This is a genomic window from Rhodococcus sp. NPDC077669, from assembly GCF_040686915.1.
GTDB lineage: Bacteria > Actinomycetota > Actinomycetes > Mycobacteriales > Mycobacteriaceae > Rhodococcoides > Rhodococcoides fascians.
In genome coordinates this window covers 1-12,417 of record NZ_JBFBMD010000040.1, presented here as the reverse complement: position 1 = coordinate 12,417, position 12,417 = coordinate 1, and the positions used below count along the sequence as shown (strand labels likewise).

General features: G+C 64.2%; 11 protein-coding genes. 4 read left to right on the top strand and 7 right to left on the bottom strand.

Translation table 11 applies throughout. The features are described from left to right. Positions 1 to 122 precede the first annotated feature (122 nt). Complete coding sequence (locus tag AB0P23_RS24475) at positions 123 to 887, top strand: pirin-like bicupin family protein (RefSeq protein ID WP_032382365.1); 765 nt, start codon at positions 123 to 125, stop codon at positions 885 to 887. A 111-nt stretch (positions 888 to 998) separates the two neighbouring features. Further along, positions 999 to 1,472, top strand: coding sequence for a DUF4190 domain-containing protein (locus tag AB0P23_RS24470; protein WP_228139326.1), 474 nt, complete (start codon positions 999 to 1,001; stop codon positions 1,470 to 1,472). A gap of 16 nt (positions 1,473 to 1,488) precedes the next feature. Here AB0P23_RS24470 and AB0P23_RS24465 read toward each other — a convergent pair whose 3' ends face one another. The 3 genes from AB0P23_RS24465 to AB0P23_RS24455 are packed head-to-tail and all read right to left on the bottom strand — an operon-like array spanning position 1,489 to position 4,558. Continuing rightward, positions 1,489 to 3,072 carry an ABC transporter permease gene (locus AB0P23_RS24465; RefSeq protein ID WP_363799681.1) on the bottom strand — a complete coding sequence of 528 codons (1,584 nt, stop codon included), beginning with the start codon at positions 3,070 to 3,072 and terminating at the stop codon, positions 1,489 to 1,491. Beyond that, the gene (locus tag AB0P23_RS24460; protein ID WP_032401356.1) at positions 3,069 to 3,947 is read right to left on the bottom strand and encodes an ABC transporter ATP-binding protein; all 879 of its coding nucleotides are present in this window, start codon (positions 3,945 to 3,947) and stop codon (positions 3,069 to 3,071) included. The genes AB0P23_RS24465 and AB0P23_RS24460 overlap by 4 nt, the downstream gene beginning before the upstream one ends. Next, the gene (locus tag AB0P23_RS24455; protein WP_032375045.1) at positions 3,944 to 4,558 is read right to left on the bottom strand and encodes a TetR family transcriptional regulator; all 615 of its coding nucleotides are present in this window, start codon (positions 4,556 to 4,558) and stop codon (positions 3,944 to 3,946) included. Before AB0P23_RS24455 ends, AB0P23_RS24460 begins: the two co-directional genes overlap by 4 nt. 54 nt (positions 4,559 to 4,612) lie before the next feature. On the opposite strand from AB0P23_RS24455, the gene AB0P23_RS24450 reads away from it, so the two are divergent. Then, the gene (locus AB0P23_RS24450) at positions 4,613 to 6,571 is read left to right on the top strand and encodes a M13 family metallopeptidase (protein WP_032374754.1); all 1,959 of its coding nucleotides are present in this window, start codon (positions 4,613 to 4,615) and stop codon (positions 6,569 to 6,571) included. 73 nt (positions 6,572 to 6,644) lie between these two features. Further along, a complete protein-coding gene (locus tag AB0P23_RS24445; protein WP_206498488.1) occupies positions 6,645 to 7,955 on the top strand; it encodes a cytochrome P450 in 1,311 nt (436 codons plus the stop codon). Here the strand turns inward: AB0P23_RS24445 and ugpC are convergent. From ugpC to AB0P23_RS24425, 4 genes are read right to left on the bottom strand one after another with little or no spacing between them, the layout of a single operon-like run. Then, positions 7,933 to 9,015, bottom strand: coding sequence for a sn-glycerol-3-phosphate ABC transporter ATP-binding protein UgpC (gene ugpC / locus AB0P23_RS24440; RefSeq protein ID WP_206498487.1), 1,083 nt, complete (start codon positions 9,013 to 9,015; stop codon positions 7,933 to 7,935). The two genes, AB0P23_RS24445 and ugpC, sit on opposite strands and share 23 nt — an antisense overlap. Continuing rightward, on the bottom strand, positions 9,015 to 10,340 hold the full coding sequence (locus AB0P23_RS24435) for an ABC transporter substrate-binding protein (RefSeq protein WP_045840995.1): 1,326 nt from the start codon (positions 10,338 to 10,340) through the stop codon (positions 9,015 to 9,017). The genes ugpC and AB0P23_RS24435 overlap by 1 nt, the downstream gene beginning before the upstream one ends. Positions 10,341 to 10,368: 28 nt before the next feature. After that, positions 10,369 to 11,259 carry a carbohydrate ABC transporter permease gene (locus AB0P23_RS24430; RefSeq protein WP_032374750.1) on the bottom strand — a complete coding sequence of 297 codons (891 nt, stop codon included), beginning with the start codon at positions 11,257 to 11,259 and terminating at the stop codon, positions 10,369 to 10,371. Next, on the bottom strand, positions 11,256 to 12,188 hold the full coding sequence (locus AB0P23_RS24425) for a sugar ABC transporter permease (RefSeq protein ID WP_176457186.1): 933 nt from the start codon (positions 12,186 to 12,188) through the stop codon (positions 11,256 to 11,258). Before AB0P23_RS24425 ends, AB0P23_RS24430 begins: the two co-directional genes overlap by 4 nt. Positions 12,189 to 12,417: the final 229 nt, after the last annotated feature.

Below are 12,417 nucleotides of genomic sequence, written 5' to 3'. Positions count from 1 at the left end.
CGTGTGACCGTACCGTGTCCGAACCTACCCACTCGGGGCCGCCGTCACACCCCGGCGGCAAAGACACCCGAACGTTATGCAGGTCGTACGCCGGTGCATCGACATGCTCGTACAGTGGGGACATGTCCGCTCCACTGACCGCCCACATCGACGTGCATCGTGCCGGTGATCGACTGAAAACCCGTGTGTCCTGGCTCGACTCGAAGCACTCGTTCTCTTTCGGTCAGCACTACGACCCCGAGAACACCCACCACGGCCTGTTGTTGGTGAACAACGACGACATCGTCACCGCCGGGCAGGGATTCGAGACGCATCCGCACCGCGACACGGAAATCATCACGTGGGTGGTGCAGGGCTCTCTGGTGCATCAGGATTCGATCGGGCACTCCGGCATCATCTATCCCGGACTGGCGCAACGGATGAGTGCGGGCAAAGGCATCATGCACTCGGAGAAGAACGACTCCTGGAGTATCGACGGCAATCGGCACACCGAACCCGTCCGCTTCGTACAGATGTGGGTGATGCCCGACAGCCCCGGCACCGCACCGGGCTACGAGCAACTCGAGATCGACGACGAACTGCTGCGCGGCGGACTCGTCACCGTCGCGTCGGGAATGAACCGACACCGTGGTCAGGCGGCCATCGGCATCGGCCAGAAATCGGCCGCGTTGCACGCTGCGCGACTGACACCGGATTCGACCGTGACCGTTCCCGACGCACCGTTCGTGCACGTGTTCGTGGTCCGCGGCACCGTCTCGATGGAGGGTGTCGGAGAACTGTACGAGGGTGACGCGGTACGCATGAGTTCCACTGGCGGACAGCGAATTACAGCCTCGGAACCAGCCGAGATCCTGATCTGGGAGATGCACTCGCGACTGGGCGGCTGACAGGAACGCTCGATGACAAGTTGATCACGGGGGCACGTGGCGTCTGCGCGCACGACTGAGATCTGCATACACTCCGAGCGTTCACGATCGCCGATCTCGGAGGTATCAGACGTGTCGAATGACTATCCCCCGCCCGGAAACTACCCTTCACCCGGCGAGTACCCCCAGCAGGGTGGATATCAGCAGGGTGGATACGAGCAACAGCCGGTAGCGCCGAAGAACACCATCGGCACAGTGGCTCTGGTTCTCGCGATTCTCGGCGTGTTGTTCTCCTGGACCATCGTCGGCGGCATTGTTCTCGGCCTGATCGCGATCGTCCTCGGCTTCATCGGTCGGTCGAGGTACAAGAAGCGCGTCGCCACCAACGGCACCGTGTCTCTCATCGCGATCATTCTCGGTTTCGTGGCGGCGGCTTTGTCGATCGTTCTCGTCGTCGTCGGCGTCGGCCTGTTCAACGCAGTCGGTGGACAGGACTTCACCGACTGCATGACCAACGCAGGCAGCGATACTGCAGCGCAACAACAATGCGCCGACGAATTCCAGCAGAACGTCGAGAACCAGTACGGCGACTCGACACCGAACTGAGTCGCGGCCGATTCACTCAGCCGCGGACGTCCCGTCGACGCAGCGCGGTGCTTCCGGCACCGCCTGCGGCGGCGGCGATGGCGACGAGCCACAGCGAGGGCATTACCGAGAATTCTCCACCCGGCAGCTTGGGCAGGTGGGTGAACGGCGAGATGTCCTGTGACCACTGGGGCAGCCCGACCACCGCCCCGATCTGCCCCAGGGCAACGAAGCCGCCGAGGACCGCCCACAGGACGGTCGCGAATCGAGGGACAGTGCCGAACAATGCCACGCCGATGGCCGTCACCACCCACACGGCCGGGAGCTGAGCCAGAGCGCCGACCACGGCGGACGGCAGTTCGCGCGACATGTCGCCGGTTGCCGACCCGTACGTCAGCCCGATGGTGAGGCCGACGACCAGCAGTAGCCACACCGGGCCGAGGACGGCGAAGAGCAGATACCCCGCCGCCCACCGACGGCGCGAGATGCCGGCGGCCAGCACGATCTCGGCCAGACCCGACTCTTCCTCGCTGTGCAGACGTAGCACGGCCGACGCGGAATAGGCCGCCACCATGATGCCGACCATGCTCAGCACGACGGCGATGAACGACTGTTCGATCGTGGTGCCGCCGAACTTGCCCAGTGCGTCGCTGATGGCGGCGCTGCTGCCGAGTTGATCACCGATGCCGTCCGTGGACGACCCGATCGCGATACCGAACAGGGCGAGGCCGACGGTCCAGACGACGGTGGTTCCGCGGGACAGTCGCCACGCGAGGGCGACGGGACCGGACAGTGACGGAACGGCAGCCACCCGGCCGCGGCGTTCGGCCCGCAGACCACTGCCGAGATCGCGTCGATTCGCTGCCACGAACGCTGCGGCGACCAACGCCGTAGCGGTCGCCAGCGACAGCAACAGCGGCCACCACCGTTCGTCGGCGAACGGTCGCACCTGCGCCGACCACCCGATCGGCGAGAACCACGACAGGGTTCCCGAACCGATGTCGCCGATCGCTCTGAGAACGAACGCTGCGGCCAACACGCCGAGGGCATAGCCGCGAGCCGCGCGAGCCCCGGACGCCACCTGTGCTGCCAGCCCCGCGCAGCCGACGAACACCGCACCGGCGACGACGATCGAGGCACCGAACGCGACGCTCCCGGCCACCGGCAGACCGAACGCCCACAGCGAGACGAACGTCAGCATTCCCGTCGCCATCACACCGCCGCCCGCAAGCAGCACGGCCGCTGTCAACCCTGCAAATCTGCCCACTGCAGTCGACCCGACCAGCTCGACACGACCCGCGTCCTCCTCACCGCGGGTATGCCGAACGACAGTGAGGATCGCCGCCAACGGAACGAGGGTCAGCATCAGTCCGGCGCGCCACGACACCAGGGCACCGAGGTCGCTACCGAAGATCGGCCCCACGAGAGCCGCTTGCGCCGGCACTGCCTCGGTGCCGAGATAGAACGCTCGACGGTCTGCCGCCGTCGGATACAGCCCCTCGAAGCTGACCGCGTACAGCAGCGGGAGCGCTCCGAGCAGAACGACCCAGATCGGCAACACGAGTCGGTCGCGGCGTAGATACAACCGCAGCAAGGCCGCCGTTCCGCTCAGGCTGTTCATGCGTAGTACCTCAGGAACAGCTCTTCGAGAGTCGGCGCGGAGCTGATCATGCTCTGCACGCCTGCGTCGGCCAGGACGTGCATCACCGCAGCGAGCGCCTCGTTCTCCACCGTGCAGGTAATCGTGGACCCGTCCACGGTCACCCCACTGACCCCGGTGAGCCTGTCGAGATCGCCGGGTACTCGATCCACAGTGATAATCATCGTCGTGCGGGTGAGGTGCCGCATCGACGCCAGGGTCCCGGTGTCCACCGTGCGCCCGTCCCGGACGATGGTGACCGAACTGCACAACGCATCCACCTCGGACAGGATGTGCGAGGACAGCAGCACCGTGACTCCGCGTCGCGCAGCATCTTTCACGCATTCGGCGAACTGCTGCTCCATCAGGGGATCGAGACCGGAAGTGGGCTCGTCGAGGAGCAGCAGCTCCACGTTCGATGCCAGGGCCGAGATCAGAGCGACCTTCTGGCGATTGCCCTTCGAATAGGTGCGACTCCGCTTTCCTGGGTCGAGGGAGAACCGTTCGATCAGCTCGGCCCGGCGGCCGGAATCGATACCGCCGCGCATCCTGGCGAGCAGATCGATCACCTCCCCGCCGGTCAACGACGGCCACAGCGTCACATCTCCGGGAACGTAGGCCAGCCGTCGATGCAGTGCGACGCCGTCGGCCCACGGATCACCGCCGAGCAACCGGACCGTCCCCGACGTCGCGCGCACGAGACCGAGCAGGACGCGGATCGTGGTCGATTTACCCGACCCGTTGGGGCCGAGAAAGCCGTGCACATCACCGGTCTCGACGTGCAGGTTCAGGCCGTCGAGGGCCCGGACCGAACCGAACGTCTTCACCAGATCGTCGACTGCGATGGCGTCGGTCATTGCTCGGCCTCCAGATAGGTGTCCAAGATTCGAGAATCGGTGAACAATCCATCGGTGTACAGCTCGAGTGCCGGCAGCATGACCTCGTCGCCGAGCGCGCTCAGAGCCGCACGGAAATCCACGTCCGGGCCGGCCATCTGCACGTACAACAGCAGACCGCCCACGTTCTGGCGCGTCAGGAACCGGGCGCGCGCCGCGGGGTCGCGGCTGGGTGTGAATCGGCCGTCGCGCACTCCGTCGTCGAGGTACCGGACCGCGTCGTCGACCATGTGCTCGAACAACTCTCGGGCCAGCGCTCCGCCCGAGGAGAAGCTCCGCACGATGTAGGCGACGAGCGGTGCGTACTCGTCGATGCGAGCAAGCTGTTCCATCACCCCGGTAGGACCGGCCGAGGCGGCCTTCGATTCGCGGATCGTGCGCAGGACGTACTCGTCGCACGCCGCGCGAAGTCCGTCCTTGGACCCGAAGTGGTGGTTGAGCAGCCCGGGTGAGACGCCGGCGGCGCCGGCGATGGACCGCACACCGGCGGTGAAACCCTGCACGCCGAAGACGTCGATCGCGGTGTCGCGGATCCGCGCGCGAGTGGTCAGATCCTCCGATGCTGAACGCATGTACAGCACATTAAACACCCGTTCAATCGAGCGCAAGAGTGTAAAGATGGATACATGACTTCAGTAGTGAACTCGGGCATCGATCTCAGCTACCAGGACGAGAACACACGCGCGCAGGACGACCTCTTCGTGCACGTCAACGGCAAATGGCTGGAGGACTACAGCATTCCCGCCGACCGCGCCGTCGACGGTGCGTTCCGGACGTTGTACGACCGCGCCGAGGTCGATGTACAGACCATCATCGAAGAATCGGCGGCCGCGAATCCGCCCGCCGGTAGCGACGCACAGAAGATCGGCGACCTGTTCTCGAGCTTCATGGACGCCGACCGGGCCGAACAGCTCGGCACCACCCCGATCGCCGACGAGCTCGCCGCCGTTGCCGATGCGACCGACTTGGTCACGCTCGCAGGCGTTCTCGGCTCTCTGCAACGCACCGGAGTCGGCGGCGGTATCGCTCACTACGTCGACACCGACGCCAAGCGATCCGACCGCTACCTGGTGCACTTCAGCCAGTCCGGAATCGGCTTGCCCGACGAGTCGTACTACCGCCAGGACGAGTACGCCGACATCCGCGCGAGCTACATCGCGCACATCGCGAAGATGTTCGCGCTCAGCGGCGTCGAGTACGACGCGCAGACGGTGTTCGATCTCGAGCACAAGATCGCCGCGGGCCACTGGGACGTCGTCGCCCGGCGCGACGCCGAGAAGAGCTACAACCTCGTCCAGTTCGACACTCTGGTGCAGAACGAGCCCGGATTCAATTGGACCGCATGGATTTCCGGCCTCGGCGGCACCACCGAACAGTTCGCCGAGATCGTCGTGCGCCAGCCACCGTTCGTCAACACGTTCGTGTCCCTGTGGACGTCGGAGGACATCGAGACGTGGAAGGCGTGGCTCGCGTGGCGCGTCGTCCATGCCCGGGCTCCGTTCCTGACCAGCGCACTCGTCGACGAGAACTTCGCGTTCTACGGAACGACGCTGACCGGAACCGAGGAGAACCGCGAGCGCTGGAAGCGCGGCGTCTCGCTCGTACAGGACGTCCTCGGCGAGGCCGTCGGCAAGCTCTACGTCGAACGCCACTTCCCGGCGGACTCGAAGGCACGCATGCAGGTGCTCGTCGACAACCTCACCGAGGCCTACCGCCGCAACATCTCCGAGCTCGAATGGATGAGCCCGGAGACGCGCCGCAAAGCCTTGGACAAGCTGGACAAGTTCACCCCCAAGATCGGCTACCCCGACCGCTGGCGCGACTACTCGAGCGTCGACATCACCGCCGACGATCTGCTCGGCAACTACCGCCGCGGCTACGAAGCCGACTATCAGCGTGATCTCGACAAGCTCGGCGGACCGGTCGATCGCGACGAATGGTTCATGACGCCGCAGACCGTCAACGCCTACTACAACCCCGGGATGAACGAAATCGTCTTTCCCGCAGCCATTCTGCAGCCGCCGTTCTTCGACGCCGAGGCCGACGACGCAGCCAACTACGGCGGAATCGGAGCCGTCATCGGGCACGAGATCGGGCACGGATTCGACGACCAGGGTGCCAAATACGACGGCGACGGCAACATGGTGGATTGGTGGACCGACAGCGACCGCACCGAATTCGGCAAGCGCACCACAGCCCTGATCGAGCAGTACAACGAATTCGAGCCGAAGGCACTGCCCGGCCACAAGGTCAACGGCGAATTCACCATCGGAGAGAACATCGGCGATCTGGGTGGCCTGTCCATCGCCGTCGCCGCCTACGAGATCTCGCTCGAGGGCAAGGACGCACCGGTGCTCGACGGCCTGACCGGGTTGCAGCGCGTGTTCTTCGGCTGGTCGCAGGTATGGCGCACCAAGGCACGAGACGCCGAAGCGATCCGTCGTCTCGCCGTCGATCCGCACTCGCCGCCGGAGTTCCGGTGCAACGGAGTCGTGCGCAATCTGGACAGTTTTCACGAAGCGTTCGACGTTCAGCCCGGTGATGCGCTGTACTTGGACCCGGGGAAGCGCGTCAAGATCTGGTAGCACGTGAGTGGAACTTCGTAGTCTGCTACGAGAAACCACTCACATAGGGCGGGACAACGGGGAGGACAGTCGGATGAGGGAATTCGTACGGTGGATCGCGGCACACGGGGTCATCAGGTTCGGAGCCAAGCGTGCTGCGGCCGCCGGTGACCGGCAGGCCATGCTGGTCGCCGATCCCGCGACGCGGGCAAATCCGACGCCGGTGTACGAGGAACTTCGGGCGACGGCACCGCTGGTGAAGACTCGGATCTCCAACATCACCGTGCATCACCGGGTGGCGTTCGCGCTGCTGCGCTCCGACGATTTTCGGGTCACCCAGCTGGGCGGCACGCTGCCGGCACCGCTGAAGTGGGTGGAACGCCACACCCGCTCCGGTGCCCTGCATCCGATCCTTCCGCCGTCCCTGCTGTCGGTCGAGCCGCCCGATCACACCCGCTACCGCAAGCTGGTGTCCTCGGTCTTCACCGCCCGGGCGGTCGCGCAGATGCGAGATCAGGTGCAGGAAACCGCGGACGCGCTACTCGACGAATTGTCCGACGGCAGCCCTGTCGTCGACATCGTCGACCGATACTGCGCTCGCCTTCCCGTCGCAGTCATCGGCCGCATCCTCGGCGTTCCGGAGAAGGACAATCAGCGCGTCCTCGAATTCGGCGAAATGGCGGCACCCAGCCTCGACATCGGTATCTCGTGGAGCCAGTTCAAGCAGGTGGAGCGTGGCCTCATCGGTTTCGACGCGTGGCTCTCGCAGCACATCGCCGAACTTCGCCGCAACCCCGGCGACGACCTGATGAGCCAACTGATCGCCGCCGAGGACGAGGGCATCGGCCTGAACGACGAAGAGCTCAGGGCCACAGCAGGATTGGTATTGGCGGCCGGGTTCGAGACAACCGTCAATCTGCTCGGCAGCGGCATCCAACTTTTGCTCGATCATCCGGATCAACTGGCTGTGCTGCAACAGGATCCATCGCACTGGCCCACCGCGATCGACGAGATGTTGCGGATGGAATCTCCGGTTCAGCTGACGGCTCGGGCCGCCAAGCACGACGTGGTCGTGGAGGGTGTGCCGATCACGAAGGACTCACTGGTCGTCCTCGTGCTGGCCGGTGCCAACCGCGATCCGCTGGTGTTCGAGGACCCCGACCGGTTCGACGTCACGCGCGACAACGCGGGTAAGCACCTGTCGTTCTCCGGCGGACGCCACTACTGCCTGGGCGCGGCGCTGGCCAAAGCAGAGTCGGAGGTGGGTCTGAAGACGTTGTTCGACAGGTTCCCCCACCTACGGTCTGCAGGCGAAGGAACCCGTCGCGACACGCGCGTATTGCACGGGTGGGCAACACTTCCGGTGGATCTGGGCGAACCCGTCAGGACAACCGCAGTCCGGTAGCGGAGTCGAAGAAGAACAGTTCGTCGAGCACCGGCTTCAACCGGACGGTCTCGGCGAGGGCGACCGACAGCTTGCGATCCACCCTCACCGAGATACGTCCCGAGGGCGTCGTCCACTGACCGTCGACGTTGGGTGCCGAGGCGTACACGAACGACTCCGCACCCAATTCCTCGATCAATTCGACGGTGAGTCGGAGTCCACCCGCATGTTCGCCGACGAGCTCCCACGATTCCGGCCGAACCCCGACGACGACGCGTTGGCCCGCCGACGACGGAACGGGGATCCGAATGTCTCCGAGGACCGCAGCGCCCTCGTGCACGGGAGCGTCGACGAGGTTCATGCCGGGAGATCCGATGAACCCGGCGACGAAGGTGTTGACGGGGTTGTCGTACAGCTCCCGCGGTGCGTCGATCTGCTGTAACTTGCCGTCCCGCAACACCGCAACCCGGTCACCCATCGTCATCGCCTCGACCTGATCATGGGTGACGTACACGGTGGTGGTTCCCAATCGCTTCTGCAGTCCGGCGATCTGGGCCCTCGTCGACACTCGCAATTTGGCGTCGAGGTTGGACAGCGGCTCGTCCATGCAGAACACCTTGGGTTGACGAACGATTGCTCGCCCCATGGCCACTCGCTGCCGCTGCCCACCGGAGAGCTTGCCGGGCTTGCGACCCAGCAGTGGCTCGAGTTCGAGCATCCTCGCCGCGTCCAATACGCGAGCCGCTGTGTCGGCCTTGCTCATTCCCGCGTTTCGCAGTGCGAAGCCCATGTTGTCGCCGACGGTCATGTTGGGGTACAGCGCGTAGTTCTGGAACACCATCGCGACGTCCCTCGCCCGTGGGGCGAGCGAGGTGACGTCCACTCCGCCGATGTCGATGTGGCCGCTCTCGACGGATTCGAGGCCGGCCAACATCCGCAGACTTGTCGACTTTCCACATCCGGACGGTCCCACCAGCACGATGAACTCGCCGTCCGCTATGTCGAGTTCGAGCGTGTCGACAGCGAGAGAGTCCGCGCCCGGGTACCTGTGCGAGACACCCGCATAGTGAACGGTCGCCATTACTTCGGCAGCTTCGGGGTGATCTGACGGTCGATGATCTGCTGCAATTGATCCGAGACGGACGCGAATGTCGTTGCGACGTCGGCATTCTGCAGAGCGATCTGCTCGAGACCGCTACCGATGATCTTGTCGCCGCCGGGCACGAACACGCGGGCAGCGTCCTGGGATCGGGTACGCGCCAACTGGTCGACGGCTGTCTTCGCGTTCGGGTTGGCCTCGAGGAACGCGATTTCCGACGGGTCCTGCTGCGCCGACTTGCGGACCGGCATGTACCCGGTGTTCTGCGAGAAGTACGCAGTGTTGGCACCGTTGGTCACGAAATCGATGAACTTGAGCGCGTTCACCTTGCGCTCGTCGGAGATCTTGGCCGGGATGGCCAGACCCGCGCCGCCGGTGGGGCATCCGGGCGCACCGTCGGTGGCCGGCAGGAAGGCCGTACCGAAATCGAACGCGGCACCCTTGGTGATGGTGGACAGGTCTCCGGTGGAGGCGATCGTGGAGGCGAGGATGCCCGCGGCGAAGTCGTTGGCAATGTCGTTGGAGACCGCCGCGTACTTCTTGGTGTGGATCATGTCCTGCAGGAACTTGCCTGCCGCAATGGTATTGGGATCGTCGAACTTAAGCTCGAACTGATCGGAGTACGATCCGCCGAACGTCCAGATCGGTCCCTCGAACGTCCACCCGAGATAGTCGACGGCGTTGCCCCAGCCATGGGCGAGCTTGCCGTTTCCGACGACGGCCTGGATGCGCGGGCCCCACTCGTCGAATTCCTGCCACGTGGCCGGTCCGCGATCGGGCAGGCCGGCTGCCGACCAGACGGCCTTGTTGTAGTAGAACAGCGGAGTCGAGCGCGCGTACGGCAGAGCCCAGTGGCTACCGTTCCAGTTGTAATCGGCAAGAAGCGAATCCACGTAATCGGACTGGTCGACCCCGGCCGCAGAGAAATGCTTGTCGAGGGGCTCGATCGCACCGGTGAGTGCGTAGTTGAACCACCAGACATCCGAGAGTACGACGACGTCGGGCACATCGTTGCCCGAGAGCGCCGCGTTGAACTTCTGCGACACCTCCTCGTAGTTCTTGCCGCCGTCGATGAGATTGACCGTCAGTCCGGGGTTCTGCGCCTGGAACCGCGAGATCAGCTCCTTCTCGAATTCCTGGGACTTGCCCGGGTGGTTCGACCAGAAGTTGATGGTGTTCGCATCGCCTTCGACGCCGCCGCCGCCGGACGAGCCCGATCCGGGACCGCTGCACGCCGCGAGGGCTGCGGCGGCCGCAGCCGCACCGGTGAGCGTGAGGAAGCCACGCCGATTGATGATGTGTGCCATGGTGTTCGACTCCTGATAGTGAGGTGGATCAGCCCTTGACCGCACCGGAGGTGAGGCCCTTGATCATGTGGCGCTGCAGGACGAGGAAGACGAGAAGAATCGGCAGAATGGTGAGCACTGTCGCGGCCATGACCGCTCCCCAGTTGGTGTAGCCCTCGCTGTTCTGCAGCAGCGTCAGGCCGACCGGTAGCGGAGCAACCGACGAGTCGTCGGACATCAGGAACGGCCAGAGGTATTCGTTCCATTCGGTGACGATGGTGATGATCGCGAACGCCACCATCGTCGGACCCGACAGCGGCAGGATGACGCGGAACATCAACCGCACCGGACCCGCACCGTCCATGCGCGCGGCCTCGATGATCTCCGGTGGCAGCGACAGGAAGTGGTTACGCATCAGGAAGGTACCGAATGCAACGCCTGCCAGCGGAATGATGATGCCCTGAAACGAGTTTCGCCAACCGAGCTCGGAGATGAGCGAGTAGTTGGAGATGACGGTGATCTGATTGGGCACCATCAGTGCGGCAATGATGACGAGGAAGACGATGTTCTTGCCCGGAAAGCGCAGAAAGACCAGGCCGTACGCACTGAGCACACCGAGGACGAACTTGATCGACGCGACCGCCGTGGTGATGACGATCGAGTTGCGCAGATACGTGAAGAACGGCACCTCCGTCGTCGCCTCGTCGTAGTTCTGGGGGTGAAAAGTGCTGGGCCACCACGTGACCGGTTGAACGTAGATGTCGGGTCGGTCCTTGAACGAGGTGACCAGAATCCAGAACAGCGGTAGGCCGATCATCAGCAGGACGGCAACCATGGCCGCGTAGCCGAGGACATTCGCGCTGCGACGCGTGCGCTGCGGGTCCCGACCGAGCGAAGGCTTTTCCGGCACTGCAGCATCGGGCTTGCTCACCAAGGTCATCGCTGATCGTCCCGATCCATGATTCGTACCTGTACGAGAGTGACGATCAACAGCACGAGGAACAGGATGGTCGCGACGGTCGCCCCGTAGCCGGCCCGGAAGTTACGGAACGTTTCCTCGTAGACCTGGTAGACCATCGTGGTGGTTCCGGTGCCCAGTGGGCCACCGCGCGTCATGACGTTGATGATGTCGAAGACCTGAAGGGAGTTGAGCAACACCGTGATCGAGAGGAAGAACGTCGTCGGACGCAGTTGCGGTAGAAGCACTTTCCGGAACGTGGTCCAGCGGCCGGCCTGGTCGATCTCGGCCGCTTCCATCAATTCCTTGCGCACACCCTGCAGCGCCGCGAGATAGATGACGAAGGTGTAGCCCAGGTTCTTCCACAGGTAGGTGACGGTGATCATGACCATCGCCCATTTCGGATCCTGATAGAAATCCGGGACCGCACCGAGGCCGAATCTGCGCATCAGGTCCTGGACGAGTCCGAAGTTGGGATCGAAGACGAACTGGAATGCGATACCGATCGCGGCACCGGAGATCACGTAGGGCGCGAACACCGCGGAGCGAACGAAGTTGCGGCCCCGCAGTTTACGATCGAGCAGCAGCGCGAGAATCAGGCCGAGCACCAACGAGCCGACGACCGCGGCCACGGTGAACACGACGGTGTTGCCGACGATCTGCCACGTGTCGTCGCGGGAGGCCCACTCGCGGTAGTTCTCGAATCCGACGAACGTGGACGTGGGCGAGGACAGGTTCCAGTCGAAGAACGAGAACTGGAAGTTCTCCACCAACGGGCGGTACGTGAACACCGCCAACAGAACCAGGTTGGGGCCCACGAGAATCAGGAACAGTGCGTAATCGGTCCACGGCCGCGAGAAGAAGCTCTTCTTGCCTGCCGTGGGCAGCACTCGTTCGGTTGTCGCACTCACCGCGAGGACTGTGCTCAGTCGCGGCTAACGAATGGTGAACGCGGCCCCAACTGGTGCCGTCACGCAGACCAACCTATGTGAGTGGAACTTCGTAGCAGGGGTCGAAGTTCCACTCACATGCGGCGAAGCCGCTCTCATATGGAGGTCGGCCTGTCAACGACGGCATGGTGAAGCGGTGGCACGCACCGTCGTGTGTGCCACCGCTTCCTGTTGCCGGGATGGTGATCGA

Coding starts and splice junctions, on each gene's coding strand:
- AB0P23_RS24475 (WP_032382365.1), top strand. CDS start 123: ATGTCCGCTCCACTGACCGCCCACATCGACGTGCATCGTGCCGGTGAT.
- AB0P23_RS24465 (WP_363799681.1), bottom strand. CDS start 3,072: ATGAACAGCCTGAGCGGAACGGCGGCCTTGCTGCGGTTGTATCTACGC.
- AB0P23_RS24460 (WP_032401356.1), bottom strand. CDS start 3,947: ATGACCGACGCCATCGCAGTCGACGATCTGGTGAAGACGTTCGGTTCG.
- AB0P23_RS24455 (WP_032375045.1), bottom strand. CDS start 4,558: ATGCGTTCAGCATCGGAGGATCTGACCACTCGCGCGCGGATCCGCGAC.
- AB0P23_RS24450 (WP_032374754.1), top strand. CDS start 4,613: ATGACTTCAGTAGTGAACTCGGGCATCGATCTCAGCTACCAGGACGAG.
- AB0P23_RS24445 (WP_206498488.1), top strand. CDS start 6,645: ATGAGGGAATTCGTACGGTGGATCGCGGCACACGGGGTCATCAGGTTC.
- ugpC (WP_206498487.1), bottom strand. CDS start 9,015: ATGGCGACCGTTCACTATGCGGGTGTCTCGCACAGGTACCCGGGCGCG.
- AB0P23_RS24435 (WP_045840995.1), bottom strand. CDS start 10,340: ATGGCACACATCATCAATCGGCGTGGCTTCCTCACGCTCACCGGTGCG.
- AB0P23_RS24430 (WP_032374750.1), bottom strand. CDS start 11,259: ATGACCTTGGTGAGCAAGCCCGATGCTGCAGTGCCGGAAAAGCCTTCG.